Consider the following 18457-nt stretch of genomic DNA (forward strand, 5'->3'; position numbering starts at 1 on the left):
GACAAAAACGCCGCTTTCCCTTCCCGGGTCAGCGGCGTTTTTTGTTCTGGCAGGCCCGCTTTGTGTCAGCGGCTACGCGAGTAGTTCTGCCGAAATAAGGGCCTTTTGACCTGCGCTCCTGCCTGCAAGGCAAAGTGATCAGCGCCGACCGTGTATAGGATTCGTTTTTTCGTTGTCATGTTGCAAGCGCATGCTGGTCCACGTCACTCCCTGACGGCCCCATAAAGACGAAAAAGCGAACTTTCCTACGTAACAACCAGTCACTTAGGATAGATGCAGCTCCCGTTGAAACGATTGTTCCCGAACTATTGAGTGGTGATCGAGATGGAAAGTATCAGCCTATTGCTCGAAGAAGCACTGAGCCCTTATCAGGTTACGCTGACCACCTCCGGTGTGCAGGACGAGTGCCTGGTGACGGTGAAGAATCCTGCCGGTGCTATGGTGGTCGAACGCGAAGTCGATCGTGCGCAATTGATGGACAAGCGCGTATTGGTAGACGTGGTGGATTGCTTGTTGCGCGATATCAAGATTGCCGAAGGGCGCTTGGAACCCTCGGTCATCGCGGCCTTGCGTAACGCGGCCCAGACGCGCAGCCCCGCTGCTGCATGAAGAATTGTTTAAGTGTGGAAACTTCCTACAAGGTGGCCGGTCAGATTTCGTAACAGCAAGAGCAAACATTGTGCTCCGGTGTTTGTGGCTTGCTGTACTGGTCTTTGTTGGCCACGTTTAACCCCGAAGTGTCTCCCCACGCCTCGGGGTTTCTTTTTGCCTGCGATTTGTCACGGCGCTGGTGAGTCCTGGAAAAACTGCGGGTTGTCGCGCAGGTACTGTTCGCGCATGACCGGGTCCAGCCACGTGGCATAGGACTGCTGCACGTCTTGCAAAGGGAAGTCACGCAGCACTTGGTCGATTCGTTCGATGGCACGGCGCCCCTGGGGCGTAGCCGAGCAGGCGATATGCGTACGTTGGTAGGGCGCTGTGCCTTTGATCGGGTAAAAATGCAGGTCGTCGGCAGCGATTCCTTGTTGCAGCGAGTGGTAGCGAATTTCCGGCGAGTAACCCAGCACCGCTTCCAGCCGTCCCAGGCGCTGCATTTGCAACAAGCTGCCCAGCGCATCATTGCCGTAATGGAGCGCTAGCTTGTGCGCGTCGGCGTGTTTAAGTCGCTCATCGATAACCGGGCCGTAGCTGCGTTCTGCGGTGGCGCCTACCCGCGCTCCAGGGGTGTCGAGAAACGCCTGCAGGTCGAATTGGCCATCCACGATAAAGGGCGCCATGGCTTCCTGCTGGCTGCGCCGGATCGTGACGCCATTACTGGGAACGGCAAACGCCTGGCGAGAAAACACCACGTACGTGGCCCGTTCCGGCGTCCACAGCAGAGAGGGATCGCAAGTGAACGAGGATTCACGCAGCATTTGTGTGCCCCGTGCGCGATTGACGTGAAGCACCTGGTGCCGATATTCCGGCAGGCGTTCGATCAGCCTCGGCAATAGTTCGTCCAACGCCCCCTGGCCTTTGCGTGGGCCTTCGAAAATAGTCAGGGGTGGCAGGTCACGCAACAGCCAGATCAGCGTGTCTGCGGCGCTCGCGGCCAGGGGCCAGCCGCAGGCGAGCAGGGCGCCGAGGCCTAGCTGAACGAGCCGACGTGCCATCAGATCGCGCCTTCCTCGCGCAAACGCACAATGGCGGCCGCGTCGTAGCCCAGCCCGCCGAGCACCACGCTGTTATGTTCGCCCAACTGCGGCCCCACCCATTCGCAGCTGCCCGGCGTGTCCGACAGCTTGGGCACGATGCCGGGCATCTTGAAGTCCTTGCCACCGGGGAGCTTGGCCTTGAGGAACATTTCCCTGGCGAGGAATTGCGGGTCGCCGAGCATGTCCTCGGCACTGTAGATCCGACTGGCAGGCACCTCGGCCTTATTCAGCAGGTCGACCACCTGGTCCAGCGGCAGCGAGTTCACCCAGCGATCAATCACCCCATACAGCTCATCACGGCGGCTATCGCGGCCGTCATTGCTGGCAAGCACAGGGTCATTGGCCAGGTCTTCACGACCAATGGCGCACATGAAGCGCTTGAAGATCGCATCGCCGTTGGCGCCAATCTGTACATGCTTGCCGTCGGCGCTGGTGTGGATCGAGGACGGCGTAATGCCGGGCATGATGTTGCCGGTGCGCTCGCGAATGAAGCCAAACACATCGAACTCCGGAATCATGCTTTCCATCATGGCGAAGATGGCTTCGTACAGCGCCACATCCACCACCTGGCCCAGGCCGCCGTTAACCTCTCGATGACGCAGCGCCATCAGTGCGCCGATCACCGCCCACAAAGCGGCAATCGAATCACCGATGGAAATGCCGGTACGCACCGGCGGTCGGTCTTCGAAACCGGTGATGTAGCGCAGGCCGCCCATGGACTCACCCACCGCACCGAACCCTGGCTGGTCTTTCATCGGTCCGGTCTGGCCAAAGCCGGAGAGGCGCACCATCACCAGCTTGGGGTTGAGGGCGTGCAGGGTTTCCCAGCTCAGGCCGAGCTTTTCCAGCACGCCGGGGCGGAAGTTCTCGATCAGGATGTCGGCGTCCGCCAGCAGTTGTTTGAGGATGGCCAGGCCGTCCGGGTGCTTGAGGTTCAATGTCAGCGACTGCTTGTTGCGCGCCTGCACAAACCACCACAGCGACGTGCCCTCGTACAGCTTGCGCCATTTGCGCAGCGGGTCGCCGCCGTCGGGTGATTCGACCTTGATCACCTCGGCGCCGAATTCCGCGCAGATGCGGGAGGCGAATGGCCCGGCGATCAGGGTGCCGAGTTCGATGACTTTCAGGCCGGCAAGCGGTTTGGCATTAAACGACATGGGGATCCTTGTCTGCGCGCAACGGTAGTGTGATGCCTTTTAACATAGGCGAGCGACCCAAGGATAAGGATGATGCAGCGCAGGATTCGTTGAATGACCTCGCCATCGGTTAGACTGGCCGCCTTTCCCTGTCTCTAGAAGTCCGTTCATGGCCCAGCCGTCCACGACCTACAAATTCGAACTCAACCTCACCGACCTCGATCGCTCGGTGTACGAGAGCGTCAAACAGACCATCGCCCGCCACCCTTCGGAAACCGAAGAGCGCATGACCGTGCGTCTGTTGGCCTACGCCCTCTGGTACAACGAGCAGTTGGCGTTCGGCCGTGGCCTGTCAGATGTAGACGAGCCAGCCCTGTGGGAAAAAAGCCTGGATGACCGGGTTTTGCACTGGATCGAAGTCGGCCAGCCCGACGCCGACCGCCTCACCTGGTGCTCGCGCCGCACCGAACGCACCAGCCTGCTGGCCTATGGCAGCCTGCGCGTGTGGGAAGGCAAGGTAGTGCCGGTGGCGAATAACCTGAAAAACGTGCACATCGCCGCCGTGCCCCAGGAAGTCCTAGAGACCCTGGCCAAGGACATGCCCCGTGTTATCAAGTGGGACGTGATGATCAGCGAAGGCACGATCTTCGTCACCGATGATCGCGGCCAGCATGAAGTCCAACTGCAATGGCTGGTCGGCGAACGCGGCTAAACCTGTAGGAGCCGGCTTGTTGTGGTGAGCAAGCTTGCTTGCGCTGGGGGGCGAAGCGCCCCCAAAAAGCGAGAGGCTGCTACGTAGCCCACGGGAGCAAGCGCCCTCGCCACAACAAGCCAGCTCCCACATTTGATCTGCGTTGCCTTTAGCGTTGCCAACTAACTGTCGAATAGAAGAGAAGCTCCCGTCACCCCATGCGTATCGATCCTCGCCCGTTGCCCGCTGTCCTGCCGTTTCTCGGTGAATTGCCACCGCTGTTGACCCGTCTCTACGCCGCGCGCGGGGTGCAGTCCGAGGCCGAGCTGGATAAAAGCCTGGCGCGGTTGATTCCCTATCAGCAGCTCAAGGGCATCGACGCGGCGGTGGACTTGCTGGTGACCGCGTTGGAGCAGCGCCAGCGCATCCTCATCGTCGGCGACTTCGACGCCGACGGCGCCACTGCCAGCACCGTGGGCACCTTGGGCTTGCGCCTGCTCGGTGCGGCGCATGTCGACTACCTGGTGCCCAACCGCTTCGAATACGGCTATGGCCTGACCCCGGAGATCGTCGCCGTTGCGCTGCAGCGCAAGCCCCAACTGCTGATTACCGTGGACAACGGTATCTCCAGCGTCGAAGGCGTGGCGGCGGCGAAAGCGGCGGGGCTGCAAGTGCTGGTGACCGACCACCACTTGCCCGGCGATGAGTTGCCGGCAGCGGACGCCATCGTCAACCCGAACCAGCCGGGCTGTGAATTCCCGAGCAAGGCCCTGGCGGGTGTGGGCGTGATCTTCTACGTGCTGATGGCCCTGCGCGCGCGCCTGCGCAGCCTGGGCTGGTACGAAAGCAAGCCACAACCCAACATCGGCGAGTTGCTCGACCTGGTTGCCCTGGGCAGCGTCGCCGACGTGGTGCCCCTGGACGCCAACAATCGCATCCTCGTGCATCAAGGCCTGGAGCGTATCCGCGCTGGCCGTGCGCGGCCGGGGATCAAGGCGATCCTGGAAGTGGCCAAGCGCGACGCGGCACGTATCACTTCCACTGACCTGGGCTTTATCCTCGGCCCGCGCCTGAATGCCGCCGGGCGCCTGGATGACATGAGCCTGGGGATCGAATGCCTGTTGACCACCGACGTTGCCGCTGCCCGTGAAATGGCCGCGCAACTGGATGGCATGAATCAGGACCGTAAATCCATCGAGCAAGGCATGCAGCGCGAGGCCTTGGCCCAGCTCAAGGACCTGCCGGTGGAGTCGATGCCCTATGGCTTGTGCCTGTTCGACCCGGAATGGCACCAAGGTGTGATCGGCATTCTGGCGTCGCGCATGAAGGAGCGGTATTTCCGACCGACCATCGCCTTTGCCGACGCCGGTGATGGCCTGTTGAAGGGCTCAGGGCGCTCTGTGCAGGGTTTTCATATCCGTGACGCCCTGGCGGTGGTCGCGAGCCAGCATCCCAACCTGATCGCCAAATACGGCGGCCACGCCATGGCGGCTGGCCTGACACTGCGCGAGGAAAACTTCCCACTGTTTGCCGAAGCCTTTGACGCTGAAGTGCGCCGGCAACTGCGTGAGGAAGACCTGACCGGACGCTTGTTGTCGGACGGCACTCTGGCGGTGGAAGAGTTTCACTTGGAACTGGCCCGCGCGTTGCGACATGCCGGGCCGTGGGGTCAGCACTTTCCCGAGCCGGTCTTTCACGGTGTATTCCAGTTGGTAGAGCAGCGCGTGGTGGGTGAGCGGCACCTGAAGGTGGTACTCAAGACTGAATGCGGGTCAGTGAAACTCGATGGCATTGCCTTTGGCGTGGACCGTGAGGTCTGGCCGAACCCGACCGTGCGTTGGGTGGAGTTGGCGTACAAGCTGGATGTGAACGAGTTTCGTGGGAATGAGACGGTGCAACTGATGATTGCCCACATCGAACCGCGCTGAATCTAAACAACACTGCAAATACAAATGTGGGAGGGGGCTTGCCCCCGATAGCGGTACTTCAGTCAGCTTATCTGTAGCTGACCCACCGCCATCGGGGGCAAGCCCCCTCCCACATTTTAAGCCATGTAATAGCTGGAGTTACTCGGCTTTATCCTTGGCCTGGTGCTTCACGATGATATCCACCAACCGCTTGGCCAGCGCCGGGTAGTTCTCGTCGAAGTGATGCCCACCTGGCAGCTTCAACGCCTCACCCACGGCTGTCTTGTCGGTGCAGCCGCTCTCGTCGACTTCTTCCGCGCCGTAGATGCACACCACTTTTTCAGGGGGCAGCTTGGCCATTTCCGGGCCGGTGGCGGCTTCTTTGCCGGCGTTGCCCAGCCAACCTTCCACTTCAATCTCGAAGCTGCCCGTACGGGCGAAGGCCAGCAGGATGATTGCATCCACACGCTGCTGCTCGTTTTCCGGCAGGCGGTTGTAAATGGCCGGCAATACATCGGCGCCGAACGAGTAACCGGTCAGCACGAAGCGCTTGGTGCCCCACTTCTGACGGTAGTGCTGCATCAGTTCGGTGAGGTCCTTGGCGCTTTGTTCCGGGGTCTTGTGCTGCCAGTAGTAGCGCAGGGTGTCGATACCGACCACCGGGTAGCCGATCTTGGCCATTTCACCCGCCACGTCACGGTCCAGGTCACGCCAGCCGCCGTCACCGGAGAGGAACAGGGTGACGGTGTCCTTGGCTTGGCCCGCCGGTACTTCAACCACCGGAATGGCCAGGCCGCCGTTGTCCGAGCCCACCAGTTGCTTGCGCAACTCGTTGTTCAGCACTTGCGGGTAGTGAATGTCGTAGTCGCTGATGCTGGTGGTGGCACGCGGTGTGTCGCGTACGAAACTGGCGGCATCGTCGTCAGGGTTGTCGTTCCAGGCCACCAGCCAGTTGCCGTGGGCCGCCGTTTTCGGCAGCGGGTCCTTGCAACCTTCCTGGGTCATGGCGAAACCGACGGAGATGGCGTTGGCCTTGTCGTCGGTCTGTGCCGCCAGCCAGCGCCAGGCCAGGCTTGCGCCAGGGCCGATGCCGCTGACCAGGGTGGCCGGGCCCTTGAGCTGGCCCAGGGCGTTTTGCAGCGCCTGTTCCTGCAGCTTGCAGTCGTCCTTGGGCAGGATCACCTGGACAAGCTGCGCCTTGCCGCCCTGGCTCAAGGCAATCAGTTGGCTGTCGGTCAGGGTTGCATCGGCCAGCACGGCGACGGCGACACGGGCTTTAGGCGTGCCGTAGGGCGTTACACGGGTCATGACCGAGCCGTCGGCCTGGGGCAATTGCTCCAGGGTCGGCTGCGGGGCAGGGCGGTTCCAGTACCAATAGCCGCCACCCAGGATCAGGGCGAGCAGCACTACAAAGGCCAACACATACCGCCAGGAGCGTCGAATCATCAGCGTTTCACCAATCCAGTCAAGCCGCCCGCGATCAGGGCGGCGGTATCGGCCAGTGCCACCAGCGGATCAAGTCCTGCGGGCACGGCCATGTAACGGGGTTCCCAGTCAGGCTGGAACTTGTCTTTGAAGCGGCGCAAACCTTGGAAGTTATACAGTTGCTCGCCACGTCGGAACACCATCGAGCCCAGGCGTTGGGTCAGCGGGGCGCCGCGTCGTGGTTGCAGGCCCGACAACGGCACCATGCCGAGGCTGAAGCGGGCGTAGCCGTGACTCTTATAGTGTTGAATCAGGCCGACCATCATGAATTCCATGGTCAGCTTGGGCGCGTCCGGGTGGGCGCGCATCAGGTCGAGACTGGCCAGGTCGTGGTTGTAGGTCTCGAGCAGGTTGGCGAAGGCCACCGGGCGCCCTTCGAAGCGAATGATCGCAATACGAAAGTGCTTGAGGTAGTCGTCGCTGAAGCGTCCCAGGGAAAAGCCTTTTTCTCGTACGTTTTTGCCGGTCAGCCAGGCATCGGAGATCACCTTGAGTTCGTCCATCGGCGCCGTGCCCGGTTCAAAGATCTCCAGGGACAGGCCGTCCCGCGAGCCGCGGTTCCAGGTGTAGCGCAGGTCCTTCATCTCTTTGCCCTTGGCTTCCAGGTCAAAGCGTTTGAGGTCGACGCGGGCTTCTTCGCCCAGCTTGATCGCGGTGAGGCCGATGTCCATGTAATACGGCAGGTTCTCCGCGCGGACCTGGTAGAACACCGGGCGCGCATGGTGGATGTCGCACAGGTCGCGGAACTGCCAGATCATCTCCGCCCGTGGTTGGGTCGGGCCGATCGGGTCGTACAAGGCCACCAGGCTACGCCCGCGACGGGCGTACATCAGGAAGGCTTCATCGTTGGGGTGGAACAGCAGCGCTTTATCGCCGGTGAGCGCCAGGCCACCGTCGGGCTGGGACGAGGCCATCAGGATCTTGCTGGCGCGCTCCAGTTCGTCCGGGGTCGGCAGGTGGATCACCGGGCGCGCGGTGCGCAGCAGCCAGGTCAGGGACACGATCACCAGCAGCACGGCGGCGCCCAGCAGCGAGCGCAGGCCGCGCGGAGCGTTGGCATCCAAGGTGAACTGCCACCACAATTGGTGGCTGTAGGGCACGTCTTGATAAGCGAACAGCAGCAGCCAGATCGAAGCCCCGAGCACGCACACACTGGCCACCAGGTACAGCGGCGAGAAGGGCAGTTCGGTGAGGCGGCTGGCGCGGTAGAACGAGCGTCGGAAGATCGCCAGCAGGATGGCGGTCATGGTCATCAGGCTGGCTTCTTCCCAGTCGAAGCCTTTGAGCAGCGAGAGCAGGGCGCCCACCAGCAGCAGCACCATGGTCAGCATCCAGGCGGCCGACAGGCGTCGGCGCAGGCCCTGGGCCAGCAACAGGCAGAGCACACCGATCAGGCTCGCGCCAAAGTGTGAGGCGTCAATCAGGCGGTGGGGAATCAGGAAGCCGATGTTTTCCAGGCGTGAGTCGATTTCGGGCGTGGCGCCAGAAAACAGCAGGACCACGCCAGACAAAAAAACCAGGACGGCCAGTACTGGCGCTGCCAGCCCCGAGGCGACCCGCAGGCTTTGCTGGGTCTGGAACAGGCGCTGGGCTTCGTTGACCAGCAGGAACACACAGGCGATCAGCAGCGGCAGCACCACATAGATCATGCGGTACAGCAGCAGGGCCGCGGCCAACGGCGCGGCACCGAGTTTATCGGCGAAGGCCGCCAGCAGAATCGCTTCGAATACGCCCACACCGCCCGGCACATGGCTGAGCACACCAGCGGCCAGGGCCAGCAGGTACACCAGCAGGAAGGGACCGAACGGCGGCGCTTCCGGCAGCAGCATATAGAGGACAGTGGCGGCAGCGGCCACGTCCAGCGCGGTAATGATCAGTTGCAGGAAGGTCAGACGGCGACCCGGCAGGCGCAGAGTGCGACGACCGGCTTTTACCAGCAGGTTATCCGGGTAGGGTTGTTCCGGCAGGCGTCGGCGATAAATGCCGATGCACAGCACCGCCGACAACAGCAGCACGGCGCCGGCAATGCCGCCCAGCAGGCCTTGCGACAGATGCAGGTAGGTAGACGCCGCCGGCAAGTTACTCAATGTGGCCAGTGCCGCCAGCGGTGGCAGGGCAGTGCCGAGGGCCAGGCTGGCAAACACGGTCATGTGGGCGACTTCCGAAGCCCCGATGCCATGGCGTGCATATAAACGGTAGCGAACCGAACCGCCCGAGAGCATCGACAAGCCAATCGCATTGCCGATGGCGAACGCCGTAAAGCCACCCAGGGCCAGGGTCTTGGCGGGCAAATTGACCCCCGCGTAGCGTGCGCCGGAAAATTCATAGCCCAATAGAATGACAAAACCGGCGACGGCGGCGGCAAAGGCGCCGAGCAGCGCGGGTTTGGGCACTTCCAGGATCGAATCGTGGAGGGCGTAGAGGTCCAGTTCCAGCAGCAGGTGGCGGCAGGCGATCAGGGCGATGGCAAACAGCAGCAACGTGACGGCCAGCCCGATGGGTTGCCGATACTTGCTCACCAGATCCAGCCAACGTAAACGAGTGGGTGTGATCGGTTGTTCTGCTGTGACAGTGTCTTGTGGTTCAGACGAGTTGGCGCGCATCAATCACCTCGTGGATTGTGCGCGACAGGATGGAGGTATCCAGCCAAGTTACCAATCCCTATGGACAAAATAATTACAAATATTAACGCGTATCACCGGGTGCGGCGACAGCGGCCATTGGTCGTAGAGGGTAGCGATTGAGCATTGAGCATAGCTTGCACAGAGATGGACTCAACAAACCGTGTAGGGTTTCATGAAAGATGCCATGCCATTGTTTCAGAAGAACTTTTTCACCGGATACAAAAAAGGCCACTCTTTCGAGTAGCCTTTTTTGATGTTTGGTTGCGGGAGCCGGATTTGAACCGACGACCTTCGGGTTATGAGCCCGACGAGCTACCAGACTGCTCCATCCCGCGTCTGTGGGCGGCATTCTACAGCCCAACGGCGGGGTGTCAACCGTTAATGGGCTGATGGGTCAAATAAGTGTGAATTTGTCGTTACACGTTGACCAAGGACGGTAAGTGCGCGACGAGTAAAGATTTTTTGTCTTACAATTTTCGTACAGGAAGGAAAAACGAGCAGGCACAAAAAAGGCCACTCTTTCGAGTAGCCTTTTTTGATGTTTGGTTGCGGGAGCCGGATTTGAACCGACGACCTTCGGGTTATGAGCCCGACGAGCTACCAGACTGCTCCATCCCGCGTCTGTGTGTCGGCATTCTACAGAGGAACGCCAGTGTGTCAACCTGTGAATTGAAAAAAAGCGCTTGTGCTTCAATCGCTTAGCTCTCCATAAGGCCCCTTGATAGCGCTCGGGCCCAGTCTGGCTAAGGCTTTCAGCTCTATCGGAAGGCCAAATTCGATTGAGAAAATAAATTCATCTTGGAATTTTCCTACCGCTCAAGCGGAAGAATCAAACTACTGGTGCTATATACAGGTGTGAATGCGATACTGGCCACCCGTAGGTTTCCACCCCCTTTATATGACGCAGCGCAAAATCATCCACGTCGACTGTGATTGCTTCTACGCCGCCATCGAGATGCGCGATGACCCGAGCCTGGCACAAAAGCCGTTGGCAGTCGGCGGCTCGGCGGACCGGCGCGGGGTGATTGCGACCTGCAACTACGAGGCGCGTGCCTACGGCGTACGCTCGGCGATGTCATCACGTCATGCGTTAAAGCTGTGCCCGGACCTGACCATCGTCAAGCCGCGCATGGATGCTTATAAAGAAGCGTCGAAGGAAATCCAGACGATCTTTCGCGACTACACCGACCTGATCGAACCTCTGTCGCTGGATGAAGCCTATCTGGACGTGTCTGACAGCCCGCATTTCGGCGGCAGCGCCACGCGCATCGCCCAGGACATACGCCGCCGCGTCTCCAACCAATTGCACATCACCGTGTCTGCCGGTGTGGCGCCGAACAAGTTCCTGGCCAAGATCGCCAGCGACTGGAAGAAACCCAACGGATTGTTCGTGATCACCCCGGACCAGGTCGAAGACTTTGTCTCGCAGCTGCGGGTAAGCAAGTTGCACGGCGTGGGCAAGGTCACGGCGGACAAGCTCGCCCGCCTGGGGATCGAGGACTGCCTGCAACTGCGCGAATGGAACAAGCTGGCGCTGGTGCGCGAATTCGGCAGTTTTGGCGAGCGCCTGTGGAGCCTGGCGCGTGGGATCGATGATCGCGCGGTGCAAAACGACAGTCGCCGACAATCGATCAGTGTGGAAAACACCTACGACGTGGACCTGCCGGATCTCTCAAGCTGCCTGGCCAAACTCCCTGAGCTGATGGACACCCTGGCCGGACGCATGGCGCGCATCGACAGCAGTTACCGGGCGGGTAAGCCGTTCGTTAAGGTGAAGTTTCATGATTTTACCCAGACCACCTTGGAGCAGGCGGGGGCAGGGCGGGACCTGGAGAGTTATCAACAGCTGCTGACGCAGGCGTTCAATCGCGGCGGGAAGCCGGTGCGGTTGCTGGGGATTGGGGTGCGTTTGCTGGATTTAAGCAATGGCAACGAACAGCTCGAGTTCTCTTGGTAGAAACCGAGAACCACATGTGGGAGCGGGCCTGCTCGCGAATACGGAGTGTCAGTCACCAGATGCATTGACTGATCTACCGCATTCGCGAGCAAGCCCGCTCCCACATTAGATCTACAACATTTTTGAAGTCTTAGCGCGCCCCAGGGTCCGCCACCAACCGCCCCGCATCCTTGGTCAACGCCTGCAGGAATTCCTGCTGCAACTCGGGATCATTGCGGGTCAGTTCGATCAGGCTTTGTTCCAGTTCTCTGGCTTCTTCTTCCAGGCCCAGCTCCGACAGGCGTTTGACCCGGTGCACCCACTGGCTGACTTCGTCGTCTTCCAGGTCGTCGTAGATCAGGCCGTGGGCTTCCAGCAACTTGCCGCGCAGGGTGTTGCTGATCGCCAGGGTCGAGTCCGAATGCACGTCGTCCTGGCCATCTTCCACGCTGATCTTCAGGGTCGTGACGCGGTTCAGGTCTTGCTCGGCAAACGGGCTGTCCAACAGGTTCAGGCGCAGGACGCCGTTGCGGTCGGTGGTCAGCTCATGCACTTGCTTGCCGGCGGTAACCTGCACTGGGCGCTCGCTCCAGGGTAGGCTCGAATACTCCACACGCTTGTCGCGCTGGACTTCATCGATACCCGCCAGGTTCTGTTGCGCACGGCCGTGGGATTGCACGTTCATGAACGGGTTGAGGCCGTCCACGCCGTAGGTCAGCCAGTCGTGGGTCATGCTGGTGGGCAGGTTGCCGAGGGCAAAAATGTTCGCCACGTTGGCGCCCGCGCCCGCCACCAAGGCGACCGCCCCCAATGGCATCTCATAGAGTTTGCGCCAGGGTTGGTAGGGGGTGTAGCGATCGTAACGGCGGGTGACTTCGAACTCGGTGACCTCGAAGGTCTTCTGCTCGTGAATGCGAACCCGGCGTTGCGGCAGCTCCAGCACTTTAGGGTCGCCTACATCGATCTGCAGGCTGTGGTCGAGCAACTTACGCTCGACCCGCTCCTCGTGCTCACTGCGTTGCGACATCTGGTTGGCGCAGCCGCTGACCAGCAGGGCGCCGCACAAGGCGGCGCCCCCCAGGGCTCTGGTGTTTCGCTTGAACATGACTTCTCTTGATCTGGTTTTCAGCGACGAATACGCGCCTGAAGGAAAGACAGCACGTCAGCCACCGGCAACGGTTGGGCTTCGGCTTCGGTCCGGCTCTTGTATTCCAGATTGCCATCGGCCAGGCCGCGGTCACTGACCACGATCCGGTGCGGGATGCCAATCAGTTCCATGTCGGCGAACTTGATGCCCGGGCTGGTTTTCTTGTCCCGGTCATCCAGCAGCACTTCAAAACCAGCAGCCGTGAGTTCGGCATACAGCTTGTCGGTGGCTTCGCGTACTTGCTCGGTTTCATAACGCAGCGGCACCAGGGCGACCTGGAACGGCGCAAGGGCGTCACTCCAGATGATGCCTTTCTCGTCGTTGTTCTGCTCGATGGCAGCGGCCACCACGCGGGATACGCCAATGCCGTAGCAGCCCATGTCCAGGGTGATCGGCTTGCCGTTCTCGCCCAGCACTTCGCACTTCATTGCCTTGCTGTACTTGTTGCCCAGCTGGAAGATGTGCCCGACTTCGATGCCGCGCTTGATTTCCAGGGTGCCCTTGCCATCCGGGCTTGGGTCACCGGCGACCACGTTACGCAGGTCGGCCACGGTCGGAACCGGCAGGTCACGCTCCCAGTTCACGCCGAAGTAGTGCTTGTCGTCGATGTTGGCGCCGATACCGAAGTCGCTCATCAGCTCGACCGAGCGGTCGATGATGATCGGCAGCGGCAGGTTCAGCGGGCCCAGCGAGCCGGCGCCGGCGCCAATCGCGTCACGCAGTTCGGCGTCGGTGGCCATGACCAGCGGGCTGGCCACGCCAGGTTGCTGGGCCGCCTTGATTTCGTTGAGTTCGTGGTCGCCACGGATCACCAGGGCGATCAGCTTGCCTTCTTCTTCGGCGCGCACGATCAGGGTCTTGATGGTCTTTTCAATCGGCAGATTGAATTTTTCCACCAGGGCCGCGATGGTCTTGGTCTCTGGCGTGTCCACCAGGCGCAGCTCTTGCGTCGGTGCTGGACGGGAGGTTTCCCGTGGCACGGCTTCGGCTTTCTCGATGTTCGCCGCGTAGTCGGAACCGTTGCTGAATACGATATCGTCTTCGCCGGACTCGGCCAGCACGTGGAATTCGTGGGAGCCGGCGCCGCCGATGGAGCCGTTGTCCGCTTCAACCGGGCGGAATTTCAGGCCCAGGCGTGTGAACACGTTGCAGTAGGCCTGGTGCATGCGGTCGTAGGTGACCTGCAGCGAAGCCTGGTCGGCGTGGAACGAGTAGGCGTCCTTCATGATGAATTCACGGCCGCGCATCAAACCGAAGCGTGGGCGGATTTCGTCACGGAATTTGGTCTGGATCTGGTACAGGTTCAGCGGCAGCTGCTTGTAGCTGCTCAGCTCGTTGCGCATCAGGTCGGTGATCACTTCTTCGTGGGTCGGGCCGGCGCAGAAGTCGCGGCCATGACGATCCTTGAAGCGCAGCAACTCAGGGCCGTACTCTTCCCAGCGCCCGGATTCCTGCCACAGTTCAGCCGGTTGGGTGCTCGGCATCAACACTTCCAGAGAGCCGGCGGCGTTCATTTCTTCACGAACGATGGCTTCGACCTTGCGCATCACCTTCAAGCCCATGGGCAGCCAGGTGTACAGGCCGGAGGCCAGTTTGCGGATCATGCCGGCACGCAGCATCAGCTGGTGGCTGATCACGACCGCGTCGGAAGGCGTTTCTTTCTGTGTGGCGAGCAAATATTGACTGGTACGCATGGTAGGCCGTTGTCGGTTGCTTGGACTTGAAATGACTTGGGATTGTACGGGCGGTTGCAGCCGGAGTACAGGCATCAGGTTGCGGGGTGTTTCTATCGGAACCGGGCTTGTGTGGGAGCTGGCTTGCCTGCGATGGGAGCGGCGCGGTGTGTCTGTTGCATCAGGGGGATGCTATCGCAGGCAAGCCAGCTCCCACATGGACCGAGGTGTGTCAGTCGTCTACCGGTGGATTCAACCGAGCCCGCCGATTTTCCTGATACCAATGCAAGGCAATCAGCAGCAAGGTCGGCACACCCAGCATGCAGGTGATCAGGAAGAAATTGTGGTACCCGAACTTCTCGACCATGACGCCCGAGTACCCGCCGATCAAGCGCGGCAGCAACAGCATGATCGAGCTGAGCAAGGCGTATTGAGTGGCGGAGAACTTCAGGTTGGTCAGGCTCGACAGGTAGGCGACAAACGCCGAGGTCGCCAGCCCGGAGCTGAAGTTATCCAGGGAGATGGTGAAGATCAGCATCTGCAGGTCCGGGCCCATGTCGGCGAGCATCACGAACAGCAGGTTGGTGCCGGCCGAGGCCACGCCGCCGATGAACAGGATCGGCAGGATGCCGAAGCGCACGATCAGCAGGCCACCCATGCCGGCGCCCAGCAGGGTCATGATCAGGCCGAAGATCTTGCTGACCCCGGCGATCTGGTCCTTGGTAAACCCCTGGTCGATGTAGAACACGTTGGCCATCACGCCCATCACGGTGTCCGACATGCGATAGGTGGCGATCAGCCCCAACAGCAGCAACGCCTGCCAGCGGTAGCGCAGGATGAAGTCGTTGACCGGCGTCAGCACCGGCGCCAGGCCACGGCGACCCATGGCCGACAGGCACAGGGCGGTGAGGGTGATATAGAGGATGGCCCGCAGGAAGGCGCGGTCCTCCATCAGCAACTCCCACAGGCTCACGCCGTGGAACAGCACACTGGCGAAATCGGTGTTGTACAGTTGGGTGAACATCGCTGGCACCGACACCAGCAGCACGATCAGTACAAACACCGAGACCAGTTGATGCACAAAGCTGTAGCGCCCGGCCTGCAATTGGGTGCGCAGTGGCACGTTCGGCTCGCGCATAAAGAAGGTGGTCAGCAGGGCCGGGATCATCAGCACGCCAAACAACACATAGGTGCCGGTCCAGGCCGAGTGTTTATAGTTGAAGCCGGTTGAGCCAAACCCTTCGGCAAAAAACAGGGCGCCCGCCGTGGCCAGCAGGGCGGCGATGCGATAGCCGGACATGTAGCTGGCGGCCAGAGCAGCCTGTCGGCTGTCGTCGGCGATTTCCAGGCGATAGGCGTCGACGGCGATGTCCTGGGTGGCGGAGGCAAAGGCGACGATCACGGCGATAGCGATCAGCCAGGACAGGTGTTTCTGCGGGTCGCAAAAGCCCATGCCGATCAATCCGAGGATCACCAACGATTGGGCCAGTACCAGCCAGGAGCGACGACGTCCGAGTTTACCGAGCAGCGGCAGGCGCCATTGATCGAGCAGCGGCGACCACACCCATTTAAAGGCATACGCCAGGCCGATCAGGCTCGCATAGCCGATGGTCTCGCGGGCCACACCGGCCTCACGCAACCACACTGAAAGCGTCGAGAACACCAACATGTAAGGCAAGCCGGCGGCAAAGCCGAGCAACAACAGCACTAACGTCGAGGGGCTGGCATAGGCGGCGAGCGCGGCGCGCCAGGTTTTACGGGGCATGGGCTGGAGTCTGCCTCAGATTCACGGAAACAAAGCGCGCACTCTAACCGCTGTGCTCTACCGGGCGCCAGCCATGGCGCTGAATATCCACGCGATTGTTGCGGACAGTGACGCCTTCGTCGCGCAAACGCGCGCGTTGTTCGTCACCCGAGGCACTGCCCACCGGCAGACTTATCCGACCACCGGCACCCAACACACGGTGCCAGGGCAACCGGGTGTCTTCGGGAAGCTGGCTCAACGTGCGTCCCACCCAGCGCGCGGCGCGCCCGAGGCCTGCCAGTTGGGCCAGCTCGCCGTAGCTCACCACGCAGCCTTCGGGCACTTGCGCCAAGGTCAGGTACAGCGCAGTACGGCGCATTTCGGCAGGGGTTTGCGGGGTTTCGGCGGGTGGGTTCACGGTGGGTCTATCCGTTTAAAATGTCGGTCTTTCTGTAAGAAACGTCTGTAAACATGCCAGTGAGAATTGAACTCAACATTAATCCTTGAGTCAGTCCTAGCTATCTAACACGATAATCGCCCCTTTTCGCCAACCTTGAGCTCCTAATCCGCTTATGTTGTCCAGAACCCTGCTGTGCCTCGCTGTTTTCAGCGCCTCCACGCCCTTGCTGGCCGATACCGTCTGGTTGAAAAACGGTGACCGCCTGACCGGCAAGATCAAGGTCTTCGACGGTGGCAAGCTGCTGATCCAGACCGATTATGCCGGCGCCATCCCTGTGGACTGGAAACAGGTGAAAACCCTGGAAAGCGACCAGGAACTGCTGGTTAAGCAAGACGCTTACATCGGCGAGAAGGCCAAGTCCCTCAAGGCGGCGGATGACGGCAAGGTGGTGCTGGCCAATGGCGAAGCGCCCAAGACCGTCGACCTGGCCAGCATCCAGCAGATCATCAAGCCCAAGCCTGTGATCGAAGACCTGGTGTGGAAAGGTAATGTGGACATGGCGCTGGACTACAAACGCGCCGACAAGGACACCAACGACTACGACATCGACTTCAAGACCACGGCGCGTCATGGCCAATGGCGCCATACCGGCCAGGGCGAGTACAACCGCGAGTTCCAGGACGATGTCACCACCACCGACAACTGGGCGTTGGAATATGACCTCGACCGCTTCCTGACCGAGCATTGGTTCTGGCAGGGGCGCTTGACCTACAAGCGCGACAAGGTTGAAGACCTCTCCCGGCAGCGCACCGTCGGTACCGGCCCGGGCTATCAGTTCTGGGACGATGAGCTGGGCGCGTTCTCCCTGGGCTCGCTGGTCAACCGCACTGACTACGAATACGCCGATGGCGGCAAGGACAACTTCTATTCCCTGGCCATGAAGTGGAACTACAACCGCTACCTGGTGGGCAAGACCGTCGAATTCTTCACCAACGGCGAAGTGGGCAAGCCCATCGACGGTCCGGCGGAGTATTCCCTGGATGCCGAAATGGGCCTGCGCTACAAAGTCACCGAGTGGGCGTCCCTCAACCTCAAGGCCGAGCGCGACGTTATCAGCGGCGACTCCGACAGCAGCCTGAGCAAGACCCGCTACACCGCAGGCTTCGGCGTGGCCTGGTAACACGGGCGTACAAAACCTGCTTGGCAACCTTTGCGGATGTGATTACCTTGCGTTGAGATCCATTCCCATAGGCCATGGGCGGCTGATTATCCGAGGAGTCATACGTTGAGCGCACAGGTTGCCAAGAACGCCCGAGAGCTGTTGCTCAAGGAATACCGTGGGGCTCTCTCCACACTGTCCAAGGCCATGCCCGGCTTTCCGTTCGGGTCGGTCGTGCCGTATTGCCTCGACGAGCAGGGTCGCCCGTTGATCCTGATCAGCCGTATCGCCCAGCACACCCATAACCTGCAGAAAGACCCCAAGTGCTCGCTGCTGGTGGGTGAGCGCGAGGCCGACGACGTGCAGGCCGTCGGGCGCCTGACCTACCTGGCCGAAGCCGAAAAACTGGAAGAGGGTGCTGCCATCGAGGCGGCGGCCGAGCGTTATTACCGCTACTTCCCCGATTCTGCCAACTACCATAAGGCCCACGACTTTGACTTCTGGGTGCTCAAGCCCGTGCGTCATCGTTACATCGGCGGCTTTGGCGCGATTCACTGGGTCGACCAATTGACCTTGGCCAACCCGTTCGCGGGCAAGGCGGAACGCAGCATGATCGAACACATGAACAGCGATCACACCAAGGCCATTGCCCATTACGTCGCGCTGACCGGCTTGCCAACCTTCGAGCCTGCGCAGTTGGCGGGTATCGACAGTGAAGGCATGCACCTGCGCATTGGCCAGTCGCTGCATTGGTTGCCGTTTGCAGCGTCTTGCAACACGCCGACACAAGTGCGCGAAGCCTTGGTTTCGTTGGCCCACGCCGAGGTCTGGCCGAAAAAAGAGGCCGCCGACGCTTGAATT

General features: G+C 60.9%; 14 protein-coding genes and 2 tRNA genes. 6 read left to right on the forward strand and 10 right to left on the reverse strand.

Translation table 11 applies throughout. The annotated features are described in order from the left end of the window. Positions 1–324 precede the first annotated feature (324 nt). Positions 325–609, forward strand: a complete 285-nt coding sequence (locus tag CWC48_RS16290; protein ID WP_078050070.1) for a DUF3509 domain-containing protein — start codon at positions 325–327, stop codon at positions 607–609. 170 nt (positions 610–779) lie between these two features. Here the strand turns inward: CWC48_RS16290 and CWC48_RS16295 are convergent, their stop codons facing one another. Next, positions 780–1652 (reverse strand): TIGR02285 family protein, encoded by an 873-nt coding sequence (locus tag CWC48_RS16295; RefSeq protein ID WP_100492198.1) that lies wholly within the window; start codon positions 1650–1652, stop codon positions 780–782. After that, positions 1652–2851 (reverse strand): CaiB/BaiF CoA-transferase family protein, encoded by a 1200-nt coding sequence (locus CWC48_RS16300; protein WP_078050068.1) that lies wholly within the window; start codon positions 2849–2851, stop codon positions 1652–1654. The genes CWC48_RS16295 and CWC48_RS16300 overlap by 1 nt, the downstream gene beginning before the upstream one ends. Positions 2852–2999: 148 nt before the next feature. Between CWC48_RS16300 and CWC48_RS16305 the strand changes: the two genes are divergently transcribed. Both CWC48_RS16305 and recJ read left to right on the forward strand, forming a co-directional pair. After that, on the forward strand, positions 3000–3542 hold the full coding sequence (locus CWC48_RS16305) for a YaeQ family protein (protein ID WP_003193952.1): 543 nt from the start codon (positions 3000–3002) through the stop codon (positions 3540–3542). Positions 3543–3739: 197 nt separating this feature from the next. Further along, positions 3740–5449, forward strand: coding sequence for a single-stranded-DNA-specific exonuclease RecJ (gene recJ, locus CWC48_RS16310; RefSeq protein WP_078050067.1), 1710 nt, complete (start codon positions 3740–3742; stop codon positions 5447–5449). 138 nt (positions 5450–5587) lie between these two features. Here the strand turns inward: recJ and CWC48_RS16315 are convergent, their stop codons facing one another. From CWC48_RS16315 to CWC48_RS16330, 4 genes are all read right to left on the reverse strand, one after another. Continuing rightward, a complete protein-coding gene (locus tag CWC48_RS16315; RefSeq protein WP_078050066.1) occupies positions 5588–6874 on the reverse strand; it encodes a virulence factor family protein in 1287 nt (428 codons plus the stop codon). Next, positions 6874–9516: a bifunctional lysylphosphatidylglycerol flippase/synthetase MprF gene (gene mprF / locus CWC48_RS16320; protein ID WP_078050065.1), complete on the reverse strand. Its 2643-nt coding sequence runs from the start codon at positions 9514–9516 to the stop codon at positions 6874–6876. The genes CWC48_RS16315 and mprF overlap by 1 nt, the downstream gene beginning before the upstream one ends. Before the next feature lie 279 nt (positions 9517–9795). Next, positions 9796–9872: transfer RNA gene (locus CWC48_RS16325), tRNA-Met, on the reverse strand. A 208-nt stretch (positions 9873–10080) separates the two neighbouring features. Continuing rightward, positions 10081–10157 (reverse strand) — tRNA-Met (locus CWC48_RS16330). A gap of 278 nt (positions 10158–10435) precedes the next feature. On the opposite strand from CWC48_RS16330, the gene dinB reads away from it, so the two are divergent. Next, positions 10436–11494, forward strand: a complete 1059-nt coding sequence (gene dinB / locus CWC48_RS16335) for a DNA polymerase IV (RefSeq protein WP_099494253.1) — start codon at positions 10436–10438, stop codon at positions 11492–11494. A 130-nt stretch (positions 11495–11624) separates the two neighbouring features. Here the strand turns inward: dinB and CWC48_RS16340 are convergent, their stop codons facing one another. The 4 genes from CWC48_RS16340 to CWC48_RS16360 form a co-directional block, all read right to left on the reverse strand. Then, positions 11625–12578 (reverse strand): hypothetical protein, encoded by a 954-nt coding sequence (locus CWC48_RS16340; RefSeq protein WP_100492199.1) that lies wholly within the window; start codon positions 12576–12578, stop codon positions 11625–11627. A 20-nt stretch (positions 12579–12598) separates the two neighbouring features. After that, the gene (locus tag CWC48_RS16345; protein WP_078050063.1) at positions 12599–14314 is read right to left on the reverse strand and encodes a proline--tRNA ligase; all 1716 of its coding nucleotides are present in this window, start codon (positions 14312–14314) and stop codon (positions 12599–12601) included. Positions 14315–14525: 211 nt separating this feature from the next. Further along, positions 14526–16058: an AmpG family muropeptide MFS transporter gene (locus tag CWC48_RS16355; protein WP_078050062.1), complete on the reverse strand. Its 1533-nt coding sequence runs from the start codon at positions 16056–16058 to the stop codon at positions 14526–14528. A gap of 43 nt (positions 16059–16101) precedes the next feature. Further along, positions 16102–16416, reverse strand: coding sequence for an MGMT family protein (locus CWC48_RS16360; protein ID WP_223204549.1), 315 nt, complete (start codon positions 16414–16416; stop codon positions 16102–16104). Positions 16417–16609: 193 nt separating this feature from the next. Here CWC48_RS16360 and CWC48_RS16365 point away from each other — a divergent pair, with 193 nt between their 5' ends. Beyond that, entirely contained in the window at positions 16610–17617 is a 1008-nt protein-coding gene (locus tag CWC48_RS16365) for a DUF481 domain-containing protein (RefSeq protein WP_078050060.1), read from the forward strand. Positions 17618–17722: 105 nt separating this feature from the next. Then, the gene (locus CWC48_RS16370) at positions 17723–18454 is read left to right on the forward strand and encodes a HugZ family protein (protein WP_100492200.1); all 732 of its coding nucleotides are present in this window, start codon (positions 17723–17725) and stop codon (positions 18452–18454) included. Positions 18455–18457 lie beyond the last annotated feature (3 nt).

It is taken from the genome of Pseudomonas sp. S10E 269 (genome assembly GCF_002798465.1).
Classification (GTDB): domain Bacteria; phylum Pseudomonadota; class Gammaproteobacteria; order Pseudomonadales; family Pseudomonadaceae; genus Aquipseudomonas; species Aquipseudomonas pergaminensis.